Origin of the sequence: Desulfobotulus alkaliphilus, from assembly GCF_007830435.1 — a bacterium.
Taxonomy (GTDB): Bacteria; Desulfobacterota; Desulfobacteria; order Desulfobacterales; family ASO4-4; genus Desulfobotulus; species Desulfobotulus alkaliphilus.
Genome location: NZ_VLLC01000039.1, coordinates 1 through 21795 on the forward strand (window position 1 = coordinate 1; position 21795 = coordinate 21795).

General features: G+C 50.2%; 20 protein-coding genes and 1 pseudogene. 6 read left to right on the forward strand and 15 right to left on the reverse strand.

All coding sequences use genetic code 11. The features are described 5' to 3' along the window. From LZ24_RS15145 to lptF, 7 genes are all read right to left on the reverse strand, one after another. Positions 1–433, reverse strand: a 433-nt coding sequence (locus tag LZ24_RS15145) for an AbrB family transcriptional regulator (RefSeq protein ID WP_186443190.1), incomplete at its 3' end; no start/stop codon positions are given. A 267-nt stretch (positions 434–700) separates the two neighbouring features. Further along, a complete protein-coding gene (locus LZ24_RS15150; protein ID WP_144686570.1) occupies positions 701–1837 on the reverse strand; it encodes a glycosyltransferase family 4 protein in 1137 nt (378 codons plus the stop codon). Continuing rightward, positions 1819–2787: an ELM1/GtrOC1 family putative glycosyltransferase gene (locus LZ24_RS15155; RefSeq protein WP_144686571.1), complete on the reverse strand. Its 969-nt coding sequence runs from the start codon at positions 2785–2787 to the stop codon at positions 1819–1821. Before LZ24_RS15155 ends, LZ24_RS15150 begins: the two co-directional genes overlap by 19 nt. Continuing rightward, positions 2784–3857, reverse strand: coding sequence for a tetraacyldisaccharide 4'-kinase (lpxK, locus tag LZ24_RS15160; RefSeq protein WP_144686572.1), 1074 nt, complete (start codon positions 3855–3857; stop codon positions 2784–2786). Before lpxK ends, LZ24_RS15155 begins: the two co-directional genes overlap by 4 nt. After that, positions 3851–5065 carry a 3-deoxy-D-manno-octulosonic acid transferase gene (locus LZ24_RS15165; RefSeq protein WP_144686573.1) on the reverse strand — a complete coding sequence of 405 codons (1215 nt, stop codon included), beginning with the start codon at positions 5063–5065 and terminating at the stop codon, positions 3851–3853. The genes lpxK and LZ24_RS15165 overlap by 7 nt, the downstream gene beginning before the upstream one ends. Positions 5066–5078: 13 nt before the next feature. Then, on the reverse strand, positions 5079–6161 hold the full coding sequence (gene lptG / locus LZ24_RS15170) for an LPS export ABC transporter permease LptG (RefSeq protein ID WP_144686574.1): 1083 nt from the start codon (positions 6159–6161) through the stop codon (positions 5079–5081). Then, a complete protein-coding gene (lptF, locus tag LZ24_RS15175) occupies positions 6158–7318 on the reverse strand; it encodes an LPS export ABC transporter permease LptF (RefSeq protein WP_144686575.1) in 1161 nt (386 codons plus the stop codon). Before lptF ends, lptG begins: the two co-directional genes overlap by 4 nt. A 574-nt stretch (positions 7319–7892) precedes the next feature. Between lptF and LZ24_RS15180 the strand changes: the two genes are divergently transcribed. Then, a complete protein-coding gene (locus tag LZ24_RS15180; RefSeq protein WP_186443191.1) occupies positions 7893–8579 on the forward strand; it encodes a TetR/AcrR family transcriptional regulator in 687 nt (228 codons plus the stop codon). An 80-nt stretch (positions 8580–8659) separates the two neighbouring features. Then, a complete protein-coding gene (locus LZ24_RS15185) occupies positions 8660–9469 on the forward strand; it encodes a S1 family peptidase (protein WP_144686577.1) in 810 nt (269 codons plus the stop codon). A 139-nt stretch (positions 9470–9608) separates the two neighbouring features. Here LZ24_RS15185 and LZ24_RS15190 read toward each other — a convergent pair whose 3' ends face one another. The 5 genes from LZ24_RS15190 to mqnE are packed head-to-tail and all read right to left on the reverse strand — an operon-like array spanning position 9609 to position 14481. Beyond that, positions 9609–10196: a hypothetical protein gene (locus tag LZ24_RS15190; RefSeq protein ID WP_144686578.1), complete on the reverse strand. Its 588-nt coding sequence runs from the start codon at positions 10194–10196 to the stop codon at positions 9609–9611. Between the two features lie 18 nt (positions 10197–10214). Beyond that, positions 10215–11153: a menaquinone biosynthesis protein gene (locus tag LZ24_RS15195; RefSeq protein ID WP_144686579.1), complete on the reverse strand. Its 939-nt coding sequence runs from the start codon at positions 11151–11153 to the stop codon at positions 10215–10217. Beyond that, the gene (locus tag LZ24_RS15200; RefSeq protein WP_186443192.1) at positions 11150–12316 is read right to left on the reverse strand and encodes an amidohydrolase family protein; all 1167 of its coding nucleotides are present in this window, start codon (positions 12314–12316) and stop codon (positions 11150–11152) included. The genes LZ24_RS15195 and LZ24_RS15200 overlap by 4 nt, the downstream gene beginning before the upstream one ends. A 10-nt stretch (positions 12317–12326) precedes the next feature. After that, positions 12327–13391 carry a cyclic dehypoxanthinyl futalosine synthase gene (mqnC, locus tag LZ24_RS15205; protein ID WP_144686581.1) on the reverse strand — a complete coding sequence of 355 codons (1065 nt, stop codon included), beginning with the start codon at positions 13389–13391 and terminating at the stop codon, positions 12327–12329. Beyond that, positions 13378–14481: an aminofutalosine synthase MqnE gene (gene mqnE / locus LZ24_RS15210; protein ID WP_144686582.1), complete on the reverse strand. Its 1104-nt coding sequence runs from the start codon at positions 14479–14481 to the stop codon at positions 13378–13380. Before mqnE ends, mqnC begins: the two co-directional genes overlap by 14 nt. 275 nt (positions 14482–14756) lie before the next feature. On the opposite strand from mqnE, the gene LZ24_RS15215 reads away from it, so the two are divergent. From LZ24_RS15215 to LZ24_RS15225, 3 genes are all read left to right on the forward strand, one after another. Next, a complete protein-coding gene (locus tag LZ24_RS15215; protein ID WP_144686583.1) occupies positions 14757–15908 on the forward strand; it encodes a tetratricopeptide repeat protein in 1152 nt (383 codons plus the stop codon). Between the two features lie 13 nt (positions 15909–15921). Further along, positions 15922–17166 (forward strand): GAF domain-containing sensor histidine kinase, encoded by a 1245-nt coding sequence (locus LZ24_RS15220; RefSeq protein WP_144686584.1) that lies wholly within the window; start codon positions 15922–15924, stop codon positions 17164–17166. Positions 17167–17361: 195 nt separating this feature from the next. Then, positions 17362–17763, forward strand: coding sequence for a hotdog domain-containing protein (locus LZ24_RS15225; protein WP_144686585.1), 402 nt, complete (start codon positions 17362–17364; stop codon positions 17761–17763). Positions 17764–18201: 438 nt separating this feature from the next. Here LZ24_RS15225 and LZ24_RS15230 read toward each other — a convergent pair whose 3' ends face one another. The 3 genes from LZ24_RS15230 to LZ24_RS15240 all read right to left on the reverse strand — a co-directional run bounded on the left by LZ24_RS15230 (position 18202) and on the right by LZ24_RS15240 (position 20992). Next, positions 18202–19692, reverse strand: a complete 1491-nt coding sequence (locus LZ24_RS15230; protein WP_144686586.1) for a type I DNA topoisomerase — start codon at positions 19690–19692, stop codon at positions 18202–18204. 49 nt (positions 19693–19741) lie between these two features. Beyond that, on the reverse strand, positions 19742–20182 hold the full coding sequence (locus LZ24_RS15235) for a hypothetical protein (RefSeq protein WP_144686587.1): 441 nt from the start codon (positions 20180–20182) through the stop codon (positions 19742–19744). 102 nt (positions 20183–20284) lie between these two features. Then, positions 20285–20992, reverse strand: coding sequence for a ParA family protein (locus LZ24_RS15240; RefSeq protein WP_144686588.1), 708 nt, complete (start codon positions 20990–20992; stop codon positions 20285–20287). 81 nt (positions 20993–21073) lie between these two features. Here LZ24_RS15240 and LZ24_RS15245 point away from each other — a divergent pair. Continuing rightward, a pseudogene (locus LZ24_RS15245) lies at positions 21074–21795 on the forward strand (hypothetical protein); the annotation flags it as partial.

The window sequence follows — 21795 nt, forward strand, 5'->3', positions numbered from 1 at the left end:
AGGCCACCATGCGGATGTCTGCGCCAAAGGATTCGGCCATGGCCACCATGGCAACGGCCCCGCCCGGCGAGGTTCCCCATGCCGCCGTGTTTCCCGGCAGGGTGCCGAAATGCATCAGCCCATGCCCCACCAGCGCACCGAAGATGATGACAAGGGCAATGGCAAAAAGAATGGCGGACCAGCTTTGGATCAGTGTGCTCAGGATGGACGGGCTCATGGCAAGGGCCACCATGCAGCCCACAACAGACTGCGCCCCGGTGAAGGCCCAGCGGGGAACCGTCAGATCCACCCCCCGCAGGGCAAAGACCATACCAGCCAGCATGGGCCCGAGCAGGGTTGCCGCCGGAAGCGAAGCCCATTGCAAAACCACTGCCAAAACAGCGGATACGAGGATCAGAGCGGACCAGATAAACATTTTACGGATATATACCATATGGATTTCCTGCGGCCGGGGCAGCCCTTTATTCAAAAAGAATCATTTTAAACGATGAAAATTCATAGCAAGCTGCCCTGCGGCTGGTAATGAATAAAGGATTTTACAGTATATAGAATTTTGTAAACAATCTGAAGCGCAAGGCAAAAGACCCCGGATTCGACCCAGACCAGTGAGGGGCAAATGGTCGCTTTATAACAGCCCGAATTTCAAAGAACTATAGTCAAGTTACCCATAAATAGTATTGTTTTCATATCTGACACATCATTATCTGCCTGTCTCACTTTTTTGTCTCAGCATATCAATATAGAGATCAAGGGTTTTCCGACACATACTTTCGATAGTAAACTTTTCTGTCATTCTCATTCGCGCAGCCGTCCCCATAGTCTCTCTTGCCCTGGGATTTGCCATTAAAAATGACAGTTTATCTGCCATATCTTCAGGGCTACCCGGTTTAAAAAGAAGGCCTGTCTTCCCATTTTGAATAATTTCAAGGCTGCCACCATGGGCTGAAGCCAGAACACACTTACCCATCATTCCAGCCTCTGCTGTTGTTCGTCCAAATGCCTCCGGGGTGCGTGAAGGAGATATCATGATATCACTGGCAGCCAGCAGGCTGGGAATATCCTTTCTGTAACCTGTAAAAAATACTTTATCCGGGTATAAAGCCGCTTCTTTTTCCAACTCTCTTGCGTATGAAGGGTTTTCCATGGGGTCTCCCACAAAGACAAGACGCCAGTCACCTTTAACAAACTTCATAGCTTCCAAAACAAGATTCTGCCCTTTGACCCGAGAGAAACGTCCGGGAACAAGAATGACGGGTATATTTTTATCATCCGTCCATTTTCTCCGGTTTTTCTCCACTTCATCCCAGTCCAGTTTGTCAGGATTAAAACGCCTGCTGTCTGCTCCTCTTGGAATACAATGCAGCCGCAGAGAGTCCACCCGATAGTTTGACATCACATAGTTTCGGACACTTTCAGAAACAACAATAACAGCCTCTCCAAAAGTCATAACTGCTGTATATGGACTGACTGAATACACACTGTGAATGGTAGTTACAAGCAACGGTCGTTTTTTTTCAGGCAGACTTTTCCAAGCCAGATACCCTATCCATGCTGGTATTCGTGAACGTATATGAACAACATCCACCTTCGAAAAAAGCCTTCTTAAATTTTTTATATGTCCCAGTCCCCGCGGAGACTTCTCACCAATATAAGGCATATTGACATGAATGCTTCCACCCTTACGGAGATCTTTTACCATACGACCACCCCTTGAAATTACAAGAGAGTAGTGTCCATTACACACAAGATAGTCAGCCAGTTCAAGAGTACCCTGCTCTGCGCCCCCGGTTTCCATGTCCGGCAACATCTGCAGAACGCTTAATCTTTTTTCCACCATCTTTTAACGGCCTCCTCCGCCGCCCTTGTCGCTTCATCCAGCCGGGGAATTTCCCCTGCAGCCTCTTCTCCGGGGTAGAGAACCCACCCCTTTTCATGCAGGTAATCCAGACTTCTTTGAAACTTGCTGTTTATTTTTACCCACCTGACGGGCAGCACCCCCACCCTGCAACCTGCGGTGAGTGCCTCGTACACCATGGACATGCTGTCTCCGGTGATCCATGCCTCAGCACTTCTGGCATAGGCAGATTCCACCCATCCCGGCGCTGCCTTTGCAAAGGGAGTAAAGGAAAGTCTGTCATATTTTTCTGCAAGCAGACTCAACGCTTCTTCTGTCTCCGCTGGTGTTCTGGGAGAAGACCCCACCTGCCAGCGCATGATCGTTTTTCTTTCAAGGAGATCTTCCATCTGCCGGATCAGAATTTTTGTGTCCCATATATGGCTGGAGGCATCCACGCCCCCCACAAGAATCAGCCCCTGATCATTGTTTCTTAAAGAAGGGGCTGGCCTCCTGCAGGGCGGCCCCAGGGTATGCAGCAGGCCCGGCCCCGCTTTTTTCCCGTCGTGAAGGGGAGAAAGCACCAGATCCACCTGCCTTTGTACAAGGAAATCCGGCGTCATGCAGATAAGGGTTCTGGCCTTGTAATATTTTGCCAAAACAAGCAGGCTGCCATGGGTGTGGCTTCCTGCGGCCATGATCAGATGGGGAGAGAAATCCTTATCTTCCCATCCCGTTTTTTTCAAAACAGCGTTCCGAAAAAATGGAAAAACAGGGAAGGTAAGGGCAGCCATCCTTGAATAAAAGTCAAAGGCCCTGCCTTGGGGCACACGGAGCCAGCGCAGCTCCACAGAAGATATCCGGCCAAAGGCCTCTGCCATGGCAAGGGTCTGCTTCTCATGTCCGGGGCTTCCGTCACCCACACAGAGAATCCGCAAAGGATCTGGTATCATTTTTCCACCCTCAGTATTTTGTCCAGCTCCCCTTTCAGCCAGTGGGTGAAGGCAGAGGGGTTGAGAAAATCCATCCTCACATCCACCACATGCAAAGGCAGGGGCCAGAGCGAAGCATCCGGCAGCTTCACAGCATCCTTGGCCGTGGTTATCAGGGCCTTTGCCCCCATACGGCGGGCTTTTTCCACAAGCGGCTCCATGGCCGAAGGGCCATAGGGGTGGTGGTCAGGAAACTTCAGTACCCCCCCCACATTCCACCCCTTCTTCAGAAGTCCATCCACAAAAGAACGGCCATCGGCAAGGGCAGAAAAGGCCAGAACCTTTTCCGAAGAAAGAGGCAGGGGAGCTTCCCCCCCCATGGCAAGCTGTTCATGGCGGCTGAAAAAAACGGGGATACCCGCAGCTTCCGCCCACTGACAAAGGCCTTCATGGCGGAATTCACCTCCCTCCCACCGGGTGAAAACCAGAGCATGGGCCCGGAGCAGAGAGGATGGCCTTTCACGCAGACTGCCTCTGGGAAGAAGCCTCCCGTTTCCAAAGGGCTGCTGGCTGTCCAGAAGCACAATATCCAGATCCCTGTGCAGAATTCTGTGCTGAAAGCCATCATCAAGGAGCAGAATCTCTGCCCCTTCTTCCACTGCCCGAAGACCGCTTCTGTAACGGTCTGCTCCCACATACACCGAGGCAGGGGTGGTGGCGGCCAGCAGACAGGGTTCATCTCCGGCCATGTCTGCTTTCAGAAAAACCTCTTTGCCATCGGATACCCGGCCGCCCTTTTTGACAAGCTTTCCACCATAGCCCCGGCTTAAGACAGCCACCCGAAAGCCCTCATCCGCAAGGATACGGGCAAGGGCCGCTGTCATGGGCGTTTTACCCGTACCGCCTGCAACCACATTGCCCACGGATATAACGGGAACGGGCAGTCTTTTTTTTTCACTTTTCTCCAGATGCCGGTTTTTAAGACCCTGCCCCAGACCATACAGGGATTCAAACAATGAAAAGAGGAAATCCCCCCCATCCCTGTTACGGGCGGGCCTATAAATACGGTCTGCAATTTTTTGTTTCAGCATGTTTTTTCTCCCAGCAGGTCACAGACCAGGTCAAAGGCCCTACGTGCCGCACCCCGGCCCCGAAGAACATAATTTCTCCCCGCTTCTCCGGCTGCCTTTCTTTTATTTTCTTCGTTCTTCCACAAAAGAAGAAGATCTGCCATTTCCTCCGGAGTCCGAACAGAGAATCCGCCCCCTGCATCCTGAAGCCCCTGCCAGCTTTCCGCAAAATCTTCACTGGAAGGCCCCATACTTACGGGAATACCCGCCATGGCAGGCTCCAGGGGATTGTGTCCCCTTAAGGAAATAATACTGCCCCCCACCAGTGCCCCGTGGGATAGGGCATACATATCCTTCAGGAGACCCATGCTGTCCACAATGAGAACAGAGGCCTTTTCTCCCGAATGCCGGGACAGAACCTCTACCCTGAGCCCCCTGTCCTGCAGCGCCTTTTCAAACAAAGGTGCATTTTCCGGATGCCTCGGTACCAGAAGAGTATGGATGGCAGCCCCCCCCAGCCTCTCGTCCGTAAGGACATCGGAAAGAAAATGCTCTTCTCCGGGATGCAGACTGCCGCAGACCCACACAAAGGATGCCGTCTGTTGCAAAAGCCAGTCCCGCACGGGAGCAAGGGCAGGATTTTCAGGATCGGGCAGAGAACTGTCGTGCTTGAGATTGGCGGGTGACCGTATGCTTTCAGCTTCAACCCCAAGGCGAAGCAGCCTTTGTGCATCCACAGGACTCTGGGGAATAATGGCCCTGAAAGTCTTTAATGCCGGGCCCATAATACGGGAGAGCCTGAGATAGCCTTTCAGTGTTTTATCGGAAATCCTTGCATTCACAAAAATGGCAGGAATCTTTCTTTTGCGGATGCCCCCCATGAAAAGGGGCCAGAGATCCGTTTCCACCAGCACAAAAATATCCGGATGAAGATCAGAAAGTACACGATTCACAGCCACGGGATGATCCAGAGGAAAATACCGGATATCTGCCAACCGACTGCCAGAATTTTTTTTTAATGCTTCCATGCCGCTCCGGGTGGATGCCGTAAAAACAATCTGTATATCAGGCCTTTCATCCGAAAAAAGCGCCACAAGGGGCAAAGCCGAAAGAACCTCACCAAGGGAAAGGGCATGTATCCAGATGACCGGCCCCTGACCGTGCGTCAGAAGATTTTTTTTGGGCCAGAAACGCTGCTGAAAGTGTGGAGGAAAAATGGAAAAAGCCATAGCTTATCTTCTTTCAGTCCAGTCCGAGGAGGCCATAGATACCCAGAGCCGCAAAAAGACAATTGGGCATCCAGGCGGCAAAGGCTGCCGGAAGAACCCCGCCATAGCCAAGGGACATGGAAAAGCTGTAACAGATCCAGTACATAAATGCGATTCCGATACCATAGCCCATGCCTACGGCCATATTCTTCTTCATGGAAGGCCGCAGGCTGATCAGGACAGCCAGAAAACACAGGGCAAGGGAGGCAAATGGAAAGGCCGTCTTACCAAAAAAATCCACCCTGTAACCTGTTACATCAAACCCCTCCCTTTCAATTTTATGCATGTAACGCCACAGCTCCCTGATACCCATTTCACTGGCGGCACTGCGGATACGTTCAAAATCCGAAAGATTCAGGCCAACATCAAAGGCAAAGGCAGGATAGGACCGCACAGTGAAAACTCCGTCTTCCTTCCTATCCAGCACCTGTTCCACCACATCCTCCAGCACCCAGCCTTCGTCAACAAAAAAACCACTTTGGGCAAGGATACGGCGTACCGGAAAAAAGCCATCCCTTTTCAACTCATGGATTCGGATACCTTCCAGCCTCTCATCATCCAGATTGACCTCCTTAATATAAATAAAAAAATCATCCTTGCGGATACGGATATTTTCCTTACGCTGCACTTGCACAGCACCGGGACGCAGCTCCCCATAGCGGATGGCATTGACCTCTGCGGAAGCCATGGGGGAGATGGTATCTGCCAGTAAAATTCCGAACATGCTTATAAAAAAAGCCACGGCAAATACCGGACGAAGCAGAATAGCTGGACCAATGCCCCCACCCTTAAGGGCAATCAGTTCATTGGACCGGTTCACCATACCCAGAGCAGCAAGGATGCTGAGAAAAAAACATAAAGGTAAAATATGTATAATTTCTCTGGGAAGCTTCAGCAGTACATAATAGATACTTTTATATCCGGAAAGCCCTGCTGCAAAAAAACGATCCGCATTGCTCAGGTAGTCCACCACCACAAAAACAACCACCACCATAAGCAAAAGAATAAAAAAATAACGAACCATTTCTCTGCAGACATACAGATCCAGGCGGGTCATCCTCTTTCCCCCCGATGAATTTTCAGTACATATATAAACTGGGGTATCAGAGTTTTTTCACCGGCCACACGAAAAAGCATCCATCCCCCCACCACACCCAGCACCAGATTGGGGGTCCATATGGCAATTCCAGGATGAAAAACGCCGCTTTCTCCAAAGGACCAGCCCATGGTTAAAAAAGCATAATATACAAGAAAAAAGCCAAGCCCTGCACTGAGTCCAGGGGAACGTTTTCTTTCCATGGAACTGATGCCCAGAGAAAAGGCAATAATACCAAGCACAAAACAGGCCAAAGGAAAGGAAAATTTTTCATGGAGTTTGATCACCGCCGCATTATAGCTTCTGCTTCCTTCCGGCAGCTTCCGGATATGCTCACGGAGTTCAGAAAAACCCATTTCCTCCTTATCCTTTGGTCTGCCACCAAGGGCATCCCCCTTTTCCTTTGCAAGGTTCAGTCTCAGATCATAATTTTCAAAGGCAATGGCATGAACCTCCGATATAAGATCATCACCCCGCAGGATCATGCCATTGGAAAGCCTGATCAGAACCATACCCGTATCCGCATCCATCTGAAGCCGGCCTTCGGGAGCAATAATGGTACCCATTCCTTCCTTTTCCCGATAATCCTCTATAAAAATATCCTTCAGGCTGCCTGTTTCCTTATCCATTTCTCCCGCATACAGGGTAACTCCTGAAAACATATCGTTAAAAACCATGGGCTTCAAAATCATACTCCCATGTTTCATTGCCAGCTCTGCAACCAGCTTTCTGGACTCAAGTTTTCCCCATGGCAGGCCATAAATGGTCATCCCTGCCGTAATCAGCGCTGCAAGCAGACAGAAAAAGAGGACTGGCGGTAGAAAGCGCCAACTGCTGAAACCACCAGCCTTCAGGGCAAGGATTTCCCTGTCCCCGGACAGACGCAAAAAGGTAATCAGCACAGTCACCATCACCGCCAGGGGTATGGTAAACTGGAGAAAAAAAGGAGCGCTATAGGCCAGCAACAGGGCCACTGCAGAGACACCTGTCCCATAATTAACAATAAGATCTGCTATATCAAGAAGTTGCGTTATAAGAAAAATCAAGGTGAAAAAAAATATATTTAAAAAAAAGGGAAAAAGCATCTGGGAAAAAAAATAACGGTCAACCCTGTGCATGATAAAATGATTCCTTTCCCCATGAAGTACTCAAAATAAAATCTGATTACTACCCTGACTCATCCCCAACCTGCTGGTCAGATTGTTGTCAGGTACATAGTTAGAGCTTTCATACGGGCAGGCGCAAGGCCTGCCCCTACGAATGTTTTTGACGGCCCTGTTTTGTAGGGGCACCCTTTACGGGTGCCCGCCAACAATAGTAAAATTTAGTCATGGCATTTACATGGCTTAAAATTCCTATGGCTGAAAGTGAGTGGTAATCAAAAAATAAAAAAACATACTTCCTTCCGAACAGTCCCACAAGCTGCACAGTAGCACACACCCTACTATGGCATTTTGTCCAGCACATGGAGCCCTCCTTCCAAAACATAAAGAGCAGCCCCCATACCGGAGATGACTTAACGAATTTAGCCCTGTGATACAAGAAGAGTTCTTATTTTTCCCCGTCTCAGATTACACCCCATTCAACAAAAAAACATCGTTCAAAACATTGAATTGACAAATCAGGCAAAATATGAGTTTTATACACTCAAACATTGTAATCCTTTTAACCCTTAAACAGTGGAGAATTCCTATGCCCGGCCTTGCCCCTTCCCTGTCCAGAAAAGAGAGGGAATTCATTCAACGCCGTGAATCCATACTGAACACTGCGCTTCGTCTTTTTGCTGAAAAGGGATTTCATCAGGTATCGATGAGTGAAATAGCAAAGGAATCTGAATTTTCCGTAGGATCCCTCTATAATTTTTTTCCAAATAAAGAAGCCCTTTATAAAGCAATGATTCTCGAAAAAACAGGTGGTGTCTGCCGCCAGCTCGACCATGTGGTCCGCTGCGATTCCGATGAATTTACAAAAATATGTCGATGGATAGAAAAAAAGATCGAACTTTACAGGGAAAACATTGGCATTTTCAGACTTTTTCTTTCAGAAACCATGGGAATCAATGCCATTGTCCGCTCACAGATTTCCATACTGCTTAAAGAAAAACAGCATAAGCTGAGGGAAGACCTTGCTGTACTTTTTTCCGCTGCCATGGAAAAAAATCTTCTTCCTCCCATGGGAGAACCCATTGTTCTGGCCATTGCCCTTGATGGCATCTGCAATGCCCTGCTCAATGCGGAAGAGGAAGTCCCCTTTGAAAAAACCATAGATGCCGATACCATTCTTCATATCTTTTTTGGCAATATCCTGATAAACTATCAGAAAAATGACCAGCAGAAAAGACCTGCCAATGCGAATCCGGCCACTGCACGTCCTGCATAAAATACCAACACAAGACCTGTGTGCAAGGCATACAGAGGTTAAAAAATCACTCCTTCTTTTTTTATCATCCGGAGCTTTCCATGTCCCTTCAGGCACATTATGCGAAAATCCGTGAAGGCATTTTTGCCTTTGTGCCAAAATACGCATCACCCCATCAGAAGGGGCAGCTTCCACCGATTCTTGGCACGGGCTTTTTTATCCGAAAAAATGGTCTTGCCGTCACCAATGCCCATGTGATTGAAACCTTTGCCCATGTTTTCCGGCCAGAAGGACTGCCGGATAAGGACTGGGCCGTACAGGGTCTTTTTTTCGTCCGGGATCATGGTGAAATGCTTGCCCTCCGTGTGGACCTTGCCGCTGTCATACGCATGGGACCATTCATTCTCAGATCCCCCGGCAACAGGGCAGCTCCGGACATAGGACTTGTACAGATGGCGGTGTCAGAAACCTGTGTTCTGCCCCTGTCGGAAGAAGTCTCTCCTGAAGAAGGAATGGAAATCGCCACAGCCGGATTTCCACTGGGCAGCCGCTCTCTGGAAAGTCCTGCGGGACTGCAGATGGGCCCCACCCTGCAAAAGGGTATCATCAGTGCCATTCTGCCCTTTCCCAAGCCTGACCCTGAGGCTTTTTCCGTAAACGTCATGAGCCTCGGTGGTGCCAGTGGTTCTCCTGTCTTTGACCCCCATACATCAAATACGCTGGGCGTTCTTTTTTCCAGCCTGCACGATGTGGGACTTGTGGATCAGGGAACGGCCACCTATGCCATGCCCACATCCATCACCTATGCCGTACCGCACCATTATCTGCTGAAAGCCCTTGCCATGGTTCCTGACGATCTGCCGGAAATGCCAACGTTAAAACAGCGAATCAGGGAACACAAAAACCTGTGACCGAAAAACCGGACCAGGCTTTAAGATGGCAACGGAAAGATCCCCCCGGCCATCTGCGGCACCTTGAGTATCTGAAAAACATAAGGATGAGCCGCTGATATTTCAGGACATCTCAAATAAGGGTATGCACGGCACAGAGTCAGGGCAGCCTGAAAAATTCCTTGACATAAACCACCTCACAGGCGCCATCCCCCGTATCCGTACGGGTCAGGGAGCTGATCCACCGCCACCCGTCCGGAGCATCTGCCCGCACAAGATAGCCTGAAAAACGAACAACATCCCCTTTACGGGCAGCCAGCATGCCCTTTCTGACATGGCTGTCTGCGGGAATGAGATGCATATTGGCACTGCTTGTTTCTATTTCCCTTCTGGGGATGGGAAAATTATCCGTCCGCCAGCGGTACCACCGTCCCGACTGGGTAATTTTAATCCTTTCCAGCACAGCCGCATCGGACATCCTGCCCCAGCCCAAAGCAAGATCCACAGGGGCAAGATCGGACTCCCGGTCCGTATGGTATCTCTTTCTTGAAAGAACAAGGCCTGTCATCTCAAAATGCGCCAGCGGCGTCAGCCTGTATCCATTGAAATCAAAGGCAGAGGGCAAAGCATTTTCATGCTGAACAGGGCTTTCCGCCACAATCACACCCGGCGGGCGGGCCGTCCCGTTGCTGTTGAAAAACACAAAGGATACAGCCAGTAAAAAAACAATGCCCAGTATCTTTTTCATTCCACATTCCTCTGAGAATTAAAGCCCTGCCGCCGCCTTCTCCTGATACCTTGCCCCGGATAAACACTTCTGCATTGGAATAACAGGCCTTTCAGAATCGGAAAAATTCATTGCAGCAAGCCCGGGGGCATGCGAATTTAAAAATACAGGCTCCGGAGCCCCATCAATGAACCCCATTTTTTCCATGCAGTGAAAATAATGAACAAGCCCTCGAATGTGGGAAGGTGGCAGACCATAATCAAGACAGGTAAAATAGTCTTTTACGGTCTCCGGTGCAAGACCCTTTTCCACAGCCGCCCGCTGGCAGATACGCTCCATGGCCTTCATGCCCGTGGCCTTGGACATGAGAAGAAAAGAGAGGGCCTGCCCCAGCGCATCCGGCCTTTGCAGCACAGCCTCCCTTCGTACAGCCCAGAGCCCGAAAACAAAGGGCAGGCCCGTATCCTTTTTCCACAGTTCTGCAAGGTCATAGACATATGGAAATTTTTCTCTCCATTGTCCACAAAGGGCCGCATCTCCGATGACAAGTCCACCTGTCAGTCCTTCAAGATCCTCAGGGCTTCTCACCCTGCGGGTATCCAGCATGCAGGCAAGTCCCCTCTTCCAGAAAAAAAACCGCAGAAGACTGGCTGCGGATGCCGATTCACGGCTCAGGCCCAGCGCAGCTCCGTTAAGGGCCTCCAGGGGGCAGGTGCTTACCAGCAGCACACTCATCACCCTGCCGTCACATCCGATACCCAGATCCGGCACCAGCATCCAGTCTTTGTGATTTTTGGCATAGGCAAAGGCAGAAATGGCAGAAATATCCAAAAGCCCCTCCTCAAGCATGCCGTTGAGTTCCGCAGGAGCTGCCGTATGGAGAGTCATACCATGGGGAATCCCCATAAGGTCAAAGCCATAATATACAGGCCACACATTCAGATAATCAATGCGCCCAATACGAACCACCGGATTCATCCATACACCTCAACGATTTCAGGCAGGGCCACAAAATCTGCCACAGGGTGGTGCCCCCCGGCCTCTGCAACGAGAAAGCAGGCCCTTTTACCCGGCGTAAGGGAGCCATAGTCCATGTCAATGCCAAGGGCCTCTGCCCCATGCAGGCTGGCCATGTTGAAAAGAAAGGCAGGGTCCAGCCATGCCCACCGGCCTGCAGCAAAGGCCAGCTCATGGGCCATGCTTAAGGAGGGCGTGCTGGCGGGGCTGTCCGTGCCCAGACAGGGACGGATACCTTCGGCCACCATGGTCCCAAGATCCGGAAGCATACCATGGAGATACATGTTGCTTCTGGGACAGAGGCAGACAGCACAGCCCTGGTCTGCAAGGATTCTTATATCTTTGATATCCGCATGAACCAGATGGACACAGAGGGTAGCAGGGTCAAGGATACCAAGGGTATCGGCATAGCGCACCGGAGAGCCTGCGGGCAGGGGCCAGTCTCCATGATCCACACCCCGCTGATCCAAAAATGAAGCCCAGACGGGATTGTCACCACGGATGAAAGCCCTTTCTCCGGCAGATTCCGCAAGATGGATGGAAAAGGGCAGTCCGCAGGCACTTGCTTTATGTTTCAGCTCCAGAAGCAGACCAGGAGCGGTGCTGTGGGGTCCATGGCCTGCCAGACTGAATCCGGGTTTTTTTTCTGAACTTTTCCGGGGCAGCACTTCCTGCCGGTGATTGCCAACGGACTCATGGAAAACAATACCGCCAAGGCCTGAACCGTAAATGGCTTCCTCGGAAAGTCCCAGAGTAGTCACGTCTCCAAGGGCCATGGTTCCGCCTGCTTTCATGGCAAAAAGGGCCTCCCGAACACCCAGGATCAGCTCTTCAGGCCCGAATCCGCTGCGGGCTTCCATCAGACGCTGCACCCATTTTTCAAAACCCCCTTCGGCATCCACCAGCCCCAGAGTGCTGAGTTCCAGATGGGTATGGGCATTCACAAAGCAGGGAAAAAGCCCCCGCTCACCATGATCCGTGACGGCCAGGCCAGAAGGAATCCGGCCCCTGCCCACATCCAGAATCCGGCCTCCTTCCACATGCAGCCATGCGTTTTCCATCACCCGGCCACCATCCAGCACCACGTGACGGGCCCTATGTATCCCCTCGCAGACTTCCGGCACAAAACCTCCTTCAGACGGACACAAACTGATAAAAACAATTCCTCTGAACAGGATCAAAACCCGCATCCCGTATCAGACGCTGTATGGTATCCAAGGAAAGACGATGGGAAACGCCCGCAGCAGCAACCACATTTTCCTCTATCATGGTACTTCCCATGTCATTGGCACCAAAAAAGAGGGCGGTCTGGGCGATTTTTTCCCCCTGTGTCACCCATGAAGCCTGTATATTATCAAAGTTATCCAGATAAATTCTTGAAAGGGCCAGTACCTTCAGGTATTCCACCGATGTGGCGGTCTCTGTTGAAAGCCTTGTATTTTCAGACTGAAAGGTCCATGGAATGAAGGCCGTAAAACCTGAAGTCTCATCCTGAAGGCGGCGCAGGCGATCCATGTGGGTCAGAATATCCGCCCTGCTCTCTTTGTGGCCGAACATCATGGTGGCAGTGGTTCTCAGGCCCAGACCATGGGCATCCCGCATCACCGAAAGCCATCGGTCCGACAGGCATTTTCCCGGAGACACCTCCCTGCGTACACGATCCACGAGGATTTCCGCTCCTCCGCCGGGAATACTATCCAGCCCTGCGGCCACCAGCCGCTGAATACATTTTTGATCGGATACACCTGCCTGATCTGCAAAATATGCGATTTCCGGTGGAGAATAACCATGGATATGCAGGGTGGGAAATTTTTCCTTCAGCCGCCGCAAAAGGCTTTCCTGCCAGACAAGATCCAGCTCTGGATGCATACCCCCCTGAAGCAGAATCTGACTTCCTCCCAAAGCAAAGGTTTCCTCTATCTTCCGGAAAAAATCCCCATCTCCAAGGACATAGGCTCCCTTTTCCGCCCTGTCCCTGTAAAAGGCACAGAAAAGACAGCCCGAAACGCAGGCATTGGTGTAGTTGATGTTTCTGTCCACCACATAGCTCACCTGCCCTCCATGGCGTTTACAGCGGATGGCGTGGGCTGCCGCACCCAGCTCAGGAAAACTGCCATGTTCCAGTAAGTACAGCCCTTCTTCCATTGAAATACGCTCTCCCTCAATGGCTCTGCCCAGTATGTCTTCAGACCTCTCCATGGCTGCCTCCACTGATTTCTCCGTAAAAACTGTCCCGTTCCACAGGAAAAAGATCCGCCCTCCGGATCAGGCTTTCCAATCCTTTACGGGTCATGCCTTTGGGGGAAGATGCGCCTGCGGTGTGGGTAATGCGCTCTTCCACAATGGTACCATCCATGTCATCGGCACCGAAATAAAGAGCTGTCTGGGCCAGCTTTTCCCCCAGCATCACCCAGTAGGCCTTGATGTGATCAAAATTATCCAGCACCAGACGGGCAACGGCAATGGTCCTCAGATCATCGAGGGCAGCGGTCGGCGGAAGATGGGAAAGCCGGGTATTGGCAGAATGGAAGGCCAGAGGAATAAAGGCTGAAAAACCCTTCGTCCTGTCCTGAAGTTTTCTGAGCTGCAAGAGATGCTCCACCCTTTCCCCAAGGGTTTCAATATGGCCATAGAGCATGGTGGCATTGGTGGGAATCCCCTGACTGTGGACGGTCTCTATGATTTCAAGCCAGCGGTCCTTATTGATTTTTTTTGGGAAAAGAGCCTTATGGATGCGGTCGTTCAGCACTTCGGCGCCACCGCCGGGCATCATGGCAAGGCCTGCAGCTTTAAGCCTTTCCACCACCTTCTCCACAGAAAGTCCTGTGATACCGGAAAGATAATCGATTTCAACCGCCGTAAAAGCCTTGATGGTCGCTTCGGGCTGCAGCTCTGTAACGAGGTTCAGCAGCTTTTCAAAATAATCAAAGCCAAGGCAAGGATTCAAGCCACCTACGATATGAATTTCCCGGACAGATTCCATACGGTTTGCAGACAGCTGCGAACGCACATCCTCTTCATTAAAGGTATAGGCTCCCTCATCCCCTGCATCCCTTGCATAGGCACAGAAAAGACAGCGGTTTTTACACACATTGGAATAATTGAGATGCTGATTGCGGATAAAAAACGTTTTTTTACCATGGCGGCGCAGGCGCTCTTTGTGGGCCAGAAGGCCAAGGCCATTCAGATCAGGTGTTCTGTACAAAGCCATGGCATCTTTAAAATCAAGGCGTTCACCGGCCAGAAATTTATCCGCAACGCTCTTTAAAGAAGGGTCTGTGATGTGCATGGAAGCTCCTCAAAGTTCTATGACCACCCGGTCAGATATTTTCCCTCCTCATACGCCACATCATTAAAAGAGGCAAGGAAAAAACAGGAATTCTTCCTTAACACAAACCAAAGATTACCAATTGATACATGGTGTATTTTTTGTTAACCTGATACCAAAGGAATATTGTTCAGTATTATATACACATCCACCATACAGCCCCAGCCCTCGGGGCATCAGAAACAGACAGACCTCCCACACAAGATTCTTTTTTTGCCATTACAGGGGAAGCGAAGATGATTGATCTTAAAAAAATGAGCATTCTCATTGTGGATGACATGGATAATATGTGCCGCTCCATACGAAGTATGCTCAAGATTCTCGATTATGGCAGCAACTTCCGCCTTGCGGGAAACGGAAAAGAAGCTTTACAGATTCTGCGCCAGTTCTCCGTAGACCTTGCCATCATCGACTGGAACATGCCCGTGATGACAGGCATAGAGCTCCTTGACAACATCCGCGAAAATAAAGAACTGAGGGATATGCCGGTCATCATGATCACGGCCGAGGCCAACAGTGAAATTGTTGCTGAAGCCGCAGAATCCGACATCGATGCCTACCTGCTCAAACCCATCACGGTCCAGTCCCTCGGCACAAAAATTGAGAAAGTGATAGAAAAGGCCAATCATCCACCGGAGTCCATCCGGCTTCTCAAGGAAGTACGCAATCTCATAGAGGCCAAAAAATTTGATGAAGCCATTCCCCTTTGCAAGCAGGCCATTGAAGCCGACCCCAGATCTTCCCGGCCCATACGCACCATGGGTGAAATATTTTTTAAAAAAGAAGACATCGACCTTGCGGAACGCTGGTTTGTCAAAGCTGCCCAGATGAACCATCTGGATGTATTTTCCTTTCACCATCTGGGAGATATTTATCTCAAACGCAATGATCTGGACAAAGCCTTCCGTTTTTACGAAAAAGCCATGAAAATCAGTCCCCGCCATGTGGACAGGGCCATCAATTTCGGCAAGGTTCTTTTACAGAAAGGAAAAATCGACAAGGCAGGAACCGTATTTGAAAATGCCATCCGGCTTTCCGGCAATCCCATGGAACTGAGGGAAGACATCGGTACATGCTGCCTCAATACAGGGGCCTTCAATGCGGCCATCGCCCAGTTTGACATCATCCACAGGCAGTTTCCCAAACGCCTCGACATCATGAAAAAACTGGCCATTGCCCATGAAAGCACAAGCAACCCAAGAGAGGCCCTTGCCTATCTTGTTAAAATTTCAGAAAAAGACCCCGATGACTTTGACGTTCACCTGCGCCTTGCACGCATTTACGTCGCTATGAAACAGACCTTCCGGGCAGAAGAAATACTACAGAAGCTGCAACGTAAAGATCCGGAGCACAAAGAGGTTCAACGCCTCATTGCCAAAAACCTCTGATGCGGAGTCTCCCATGGAAAAAGACCAGAACCTTCTGCAAACCCTTTCCAGAATTACAAGCATCTCAAGGGATGAAACCCTTGATGATCATCATAAACTGCAGGAACTGCTGCAGGCACTGCGTGTGCTCATCAAGGCTGAAAAGGCCTCCATCATGTTCAAGAGGGGAAACCGCTTTCTGGAAGTGGTTGCGGCAACCCGCCCGGAAATTATCGGTCTCCGCCAACCCTTAAGCTGTGACAGCCCCTCATGCTGGGTCATCCGCAACAAAAAACCCCTGTACATGGATAAGGACACAGAAAATCCGGGGGTTTCCTTTAAAGGCGGTTATAAAACCGATGCCTTTTTTCTGGCTCCCATTTTCTCAGCAAACAAGGTCATGGGTGTTCTTTCCATGACGGACAAGGAGGGAGATGGCAGTTTCTCCCTCAAAGACAGGGAAACCATCCTGCAGCTTGCTGGTATCATTATCAGTGCCATTGAAAACCAGAGTCTCAACGACCGCCTGAAAAAACAGCGACGCCAGCTGGAGAAAAAAAACCGGCAACTGAAGGAATATGAAAAAATAAGGCAGGAATTTTTCAATCTGCTGGTTCATGACCTCAAGGCACCCATCGCTGAAATTGTTGCAAACCTTGATATTCTTTCCTACACGACAAGCGAGGAAAATCTCTCCTTTGTGGAATCGGCCCAGTCCAGCTGCAATACCATGTTCCGGATGATTTCCAATCTTCTGGACATCACCCGCCTTGAAAACAGGATGCTTCGACTGATCCCTGAACAGCTGGATGCGGAAGACCTTCTGCAGGAAGCCCTTTCCATGATCCATGGTCAGGCAAGGATGAAACAGATCACCCTGAAAAATGAAACAAAAGAAGCACCCTCTTCCCTATTCATTGGAGACAGGGGGCTGCTGTTGCGGGTGTTTCAGAATCTCTTTGCCAATGCCATTCAGTATTCTCCTGAAAACAGCACCATCCGGACAGGATATGAGATCAAAGGGTCAAAAATTCTCTTCTATGTGGACGATGAAGGGCCGGGTATCGCACCGGAAGACAGGGATATCATTTTTGATAAATACATGCAGGTGGGTAAAAGGGATCAGGTGATTCAGGGCCATTCCACGGGTCTTGGGCTGAACTTCTGCCGTCTTGCCATGCAGGCACACAAAGGCAGTATTTTTATGGAAAGCAGTGAATCCGGCGGCAGCAGCTTCCGCTTCACCCTGCCCCTGATACAGGAAGAAAAACACTTTTAAGACGCCTTTTCAGATAAAAAAAATGCAAAGGCTTGCTTTATTCCGGCTTCCGTGATTTGGCTATCCTCCGCATCATTTTCAATGATGTAAAGGATGGGGGCAAAACATTGTTCTGCCAAAAGGGAACCTTTTAAAAAACGCCCGTAGAAATCCGGGCGTTTTTCTTACACATCTGTCAAGGAGTAAGTGCTGACCATGAATATTCAAACCCACCAGAACATGGATACCCGACTCTGTGGTCTCCCGGAACGTGTTGAGAATGGAACGGCTCTGCTGTCCATGCAAACCCTGGACTGCATGGTTGCCGATGCCAGTGGCCTGATCCACGGAGGTTTTCTTTTTGGCCTTGCCGACCATGCGGCCATGCTGGCGGTCAATCATCCCAATGTGGTTTTAGGAGAAAGCACATGCCGCTTTCTGAAACCCGTGGTTCTGGGAGATCTTCTCATCGCTGAAGCAAAAATCATCCATAGCAAAGGGAAAAAATACGAGGTAACTGTTTCCCTGAGGGTTTCTTCAAAAATCGTTTTTTCAGGAAACTTTATCTGCTTTACACCTGAAAAACACGTACTGGCCGGAAACGGCAGCAGCCAGTAAACCACCATGGCTATGTAAAAACGGGGCTGGTCCGGTTTCATCTGCGGCATCCGCGGAGCAGGGACTTTTTACATAGCCCTTAATTATTAGCAGAATTTATTCCGAACTGCCAATGCTGTAGTTGCAGCAGCTTCGTACTGTTGCAAGGCTCCGTGGTTATTTGCAAGTGACATTGCAATCGTTTCGGATCAGAGCTTTGAAGGCCTGTGCGAAAGAAGCGGCAAACTGTCTGACCCGCCACAAAGGCAGCGTACCAAGGCTTGATATGGTAATCAAAAAGCTTATCCTGCCTGTGGCGGGGAGTTTTTGCCGCTTCCGCACAGGCCAAGAAGCTCCCGAATAAGATTGCGTCACGGGCAAATAGCCTGGGGCCTGTGCATCTGTCTTTCAGGTATGATACTTGGAAAACTGTGCTGAACAGTTACCATAGCCCTTTACTTAGCTTTTCCGCCTCACCCTCCGGACAATCTTACGTTTTTTCTTTTTCTTCCTCTGGAATTCTTCCGGATTCATGCGGGCATCCTGACTATAGTCGCAGGTAGCTCTGGGGCACTTCAGACCTTCTTTTCCTTCCTTTGTAACAAAGGCCACCAGAAAAGGATTGGCACAGGTGGGGCATGGATAATGAAAAGGCTGGGACCAGCTGATGAAATGACAGCTTGCCAGAGAGCAGTCATAAAAAACCTTGCCTTTTTCCGTTTGGTTCACCTGAAGCTTTCCATTTTTACAGATAGGGCAGGTCAGGGCGAGCTTGTTTTCAAAGGCAGCAATCCTTGCTTCAATATCCTCATCATCGAGGATTTCCTGTTCATCCTCTTCTTCTTCCGAATCCGATACGGGCGAAAGTTCCGGCGCTGCAGGTGCTGGTGGCGGCTCTGGCGAAAGTTCCGGTGCTGCAGGTGCTGGTGGCAGCTCCGGCGAAAGTTCCGGTGCTGCAGGTGCTGGTGGCAGCTCCGGCGCAAGTTCCGGTGCTGCAGGTGCTGGTGGCAGCTCCGGCGCAAGTTCCGGTGCTGCAGGTGCTGGTGGCAGCTCCGGCGCAAGTTCCGGTGCTGCAGGTGCTGGTGGCAGCTCCGGCGTAAGTTCCGGTGCTGCAGGTGCTGGTGGCAGCTCCGGCGAAAGTTCCGGTGCTGCAGGAGGCGCTTCCACAGACTCTGCCTCAGAAGAAACTTCAGCGGCTATGGTTTCCGGCTCATCCGGAGGAAGTTCAGGCACCTGTTCCGGAATCTCTTTTCCTGATTCGGCACCAAAAACTTCCCTGATATTGAATTCGTCGCTTTTAAATGCACCCCGCTGACTGCGCAGACGACTCAGTTTCTGCAAAACATTGCGGTTCCATTCCGCAGAAGCCGGTTTCTTCGGTTTACTTACAAAGGTACCCTTCTTCTGATCTCCCATCCGGTCCCTGGAAAGCTCCGATACCTGCCCTGCCAGGGAATGCATTTTCAATGTCTGCAGAAAAAACCGCTTGGCATCATGGAGATCCTTGCGGTCAGAAACCACCTCATCAATGGTCTGAACCGTGTAGGCAACAAAATTCATACCCTGCATACCCGGAAAGAGGGTATTCACCACCTGCATCATTTTCTGTGCCGTCACCCCGGCCTTCAGGCTTCCGTCTTCGGCTTCGGTGACAAGTCCTGAATCCAGAAGCGGATTCAGACCGGAAAGAATGCCGATATCCGTACCAAGACCGATATCCCGGATATCCACCAGAAAACTTTCCCTCGTATACCGTTCGGGCGGAGATTCAGCAAACTCATCGATTTCAGCTTCCCGCTCCATAAGGACCACAAGGGAGGCTATGGTGGAAATATTCAGAACCAGACCGGGAGGCAGCGCATCCATGTCAACGATTGAGCGGATATGATCCATAAGGACTTCATCAAAATGGGCACGCACAACCGTAAGAGCATCTGTGGAATCAGACATAAAGAACCTCGTTCCCTTTAAAAACCCTCAGAAAATAATGACACGCCCCCTAAGACTTGAACTCTTCCGGATTCTCTTCAGAATCAGAAACTTGCAGGGCCTCATCATCCGGATCTTCTGTGGAGTTTATTTCCCCAAGCATATCTGCAAGTTCCGATGTAACGGCACTGTTCCTCGGCAGCTCTTCCATGGTGTCGGTTTCCTCTCCATCGCCACTCTCCTCGTCTCCGGCAGCGGAAAGGTAGATGCACTCCCCCTTGCGATCAAAAACAACATCCAGAGTAATCTTGACATCAAAGGAAAGTTTATAAGCCACCTTTCCTTCATGTACCACCATATCCCCTTCCCGGAAATGGACATCATCCTGCAAACCGATTTTATGCTTTTGGCGCAGTAGCTGTTCAATGGCCGACCAGTCCAGCTCCGCAATAATGGTATCCATCAACTCCCGTTCACTGCTTTCTATTACACTGGTATCGCTGACTTTCACAGGCCTGCTCCTTTTTTGATATCGGTTTCAAAAAAACTCTCTGCCCCGCATAAGCCTGCCCGACAGGCATTCCGCCCCCTCCCGTACAGAATCCATATTTTCTTAAAGAATGCAAGAAGATATCCACCTGTATAGCATTTGATAGGCAAAGGCTGCAGGGGATAAAAGATCTTCACAAAAAACCGGTCTTCCCATGGACTCCGCCCTTTTTACAGAAAAATCTTCGGGAATGGGGACAGGAACCATCTTTGCCCTGAACAGTTTATGGGCCGGGCCGGAAAAAATCCGGTATAAGGCCTGATCCGGTCTTACACATACCGGGATCATTCCCAAAAGAGGCAGAGGTTCCTGCCTTTCCCTGCGTACCCACTCCAGCAGTCCAAGGCTGGGCCCCAGACGATCAAAGGAGAGGGCTTCCAGACCAAGGGGAATAAAGACAGCACTGGAAAAAGACAGTGCTGTCCGTGTCTCAGCGGAAAGGGCAGAAGGTGTATCCCAGAAGATAAGGGTTTCCGGCGGCAAGACGTCAAAAAGCCCTGCAAGCTTTTTTCCTGTTTCCACACCCGTAGAAAAATCCCCGGATGTAAAACAGTCTGCCTGCATGTAAAATAAACCGGAAATCTGATAATCTTCAAAAATTCCAGAACCATAAGAAAGATACTTTCCTTCACCGGCAAAGGCAGGATAACCCTGGGAAAAAATCACCAGTGCGGGTTTTCCTGAAAGGGCCCCTGCTGCGGCAAGATTCCTTGCCGTTGCAGTTTTACCCGTATCTCTGTTATGGTTAAGAAAACATAAAATCGTCTGCATTGCTATAGATAGCACAGAAAAGAATTTTATAAAAACACGAAAATTCAGCCACCTGCTTCCTTTCTTCTTTACGGAGGTCCCATGAACCTGAACCTCACCCTGAAAGGCATTGATCAGGCCTTTGACAATCTGCCCTACCGCAATCCCAATGCGCCCAAATACCGCCTGATACAGGCCATCCGCAAACACTATACCTCCGAAGATGACCTGACAGCTATCCATGAAATCCCTGCCGAAAAACTGATTGCAGAAGTATGGGAGACGGGGGAAGATCCACAGGCCATCCGGAGCCGCATAAAAAATTTTGCCAGCCTGCGCACCGCCATCAATGCCGACCTTAAAAAAATGATGGAGGAAGATAAAAACCCGGAAGGTGTCATCATAGGAAAAAATAACACCTTTGAAATGGATAACAGTATGCGGGAAAAACTCCTGCAGACCGTATCCGGCATGGTTTCCGGGGACAACAGCCAGATGTCCATTTCACGCCTCTATGAACTGATCGGCATTGTAAAGGATTTTCTTGACCGCCGGGAAAAAGGGCTGGATGACCCCGATGGCAAGGAACTGCAGGAGCTTAAAAATCTGCTGGAGAGCATTGATTCTCCGGCAGCCCCCCTCCCTGAGCCGGATACGGGGGCTGGCGAAGAAGAAGGCGGGGAAGAGGACGAAGCGGATACGGGGGACGGTGAAGAAGAAGGCGGAGCAGAGGATGAAACGGAAGCGGACGCCATAGAACTGGAAGAAGATGAAGAAGTGCAGGATGCCGAAGAAATCGATGAGGACACGGAAACCATAGAACT

Excerpts from the sequence above, each read along its gene's own strand:
- LZ24_RS15150 (WP_144686570.1), bottom strand. The coding sequence starts at position 1,837 with ATGGTGGAAAAAAGATTAAGCGTTCTGCAGATGTTGCCGGACATGGAA.
- LZ24_RS15155 (WP_144686571.1), bottom strand. The coding sequence starts at position 2,787 with ATGATACCAGATCCTTTGCGGATTCTCTGTGTGGGTGACGGAAGCCCC.
- lpxK (WP_144686572.1), bottom strand. The coding sequence starts at position 3,857 with ATGCTGAAACAAAAAATTGCAGACCGTATTTATAGGCCCGCCCGTAAC.
- LZ24_RS15165 (WP_144686573.1), bottom strand. The coding sequence starts at position 5,065 with ATGGCTTTTTCCATTTTTCCTCCACACTTTCAGCAGCGTTTCTGGCCC.
- lptG (WP_144686574.1), bottom strand. The coding sequence starts at position 6,161 with ATGACCCGCCTGGATCTGTATGTCTGCAGAGAAATGGTTCGTTATTTT.
- lptF (WP_144686575.1), bottom strand. The coding sequence starts at position 7,318 with ATGCACAGGGTTGACCGTTATTTTTTTTCCCAGATGCTTTTTCCCTTT.
- LZ24_RS15180 (WP_186443191.1), top strand. The coding sequence starts at position 7,893 with ATGCCCGGCCTTGCCCCTTCCCTGTCCAGAAAAGAGAGGGAATTCATT.
- LZ24_RS15185 (WP_144686577.1), top strand. The coding sequence starts at position 8,660 with ATGTCCCTTCAGGCACATTATGCGAAAATCCGTGAAGGCATTTTTGCC.
- LZ24_RS15190 (WP_144686578.1), bottom strand. The coding sequence starts at position 10,196 with ATGAAAAAGATACTGGGCATTGTTTTTTTACTGGCTGTATCCTTTGTG.
- LZ24_RS15195 (WP_144686579.1), bottom strand. The coding sequence starts at position 11,153 with ATGAATCCGGTGGTTCGTATTGGGCGCATTGATTATCTGAATGTGTGG.
- mqnC (WP_144686581.1), bottom strand. The coding sequence starts at position 13,391 with ATGGAGAGGTCTGAAGACATACTGGGCAGAGCCATTGAGGGAGAGCGT.
- mqnE (WP_144686582.1), bottom strand. The coding sequence starts at position 14,481 with ATGCACATCACAGACCCTTCTTTAAAGAGCGTTGCGGATAAATTTCTG.
- LZ24_RS15215 (WP_144686583.1), top strand. The coding sequence starts at position 14,757 with ATGATTGATCTTAAAAAAATGAGCATTCTCATTGTGGATGACATGGAT.
- LZ24_RS15220 (WP_144686584.1), top strand. The coding sequence starts at position 15,922 with ATGGAAAAAGACCAGAACCTTCTGCAAACCCTTTCCAGAATTACAAGC.
- LZ24_RS15225 (WP_144686585.1), top strand. The coding sequence starts at position 17,362 with ATGAATATTCAAACCCACCAGAACATGGATACCCGACTCTGTGGTCTC.
- LZ24_RS15230 (WP_144686586.1), bottom strand. The coding sequence starts at position 19,692 with ATGTCTGATTCCACAGATGCTCTTACGGTTGTGCGTGCCCATTTTGAT.
- LZ24_RS15240 (WP_144686588.1), bottom strand. The coding sequence starts at position 20,992 with ATGCAGACGATTTTATGTTTTCTTAACCATAACAGAGATACGGGTAAA.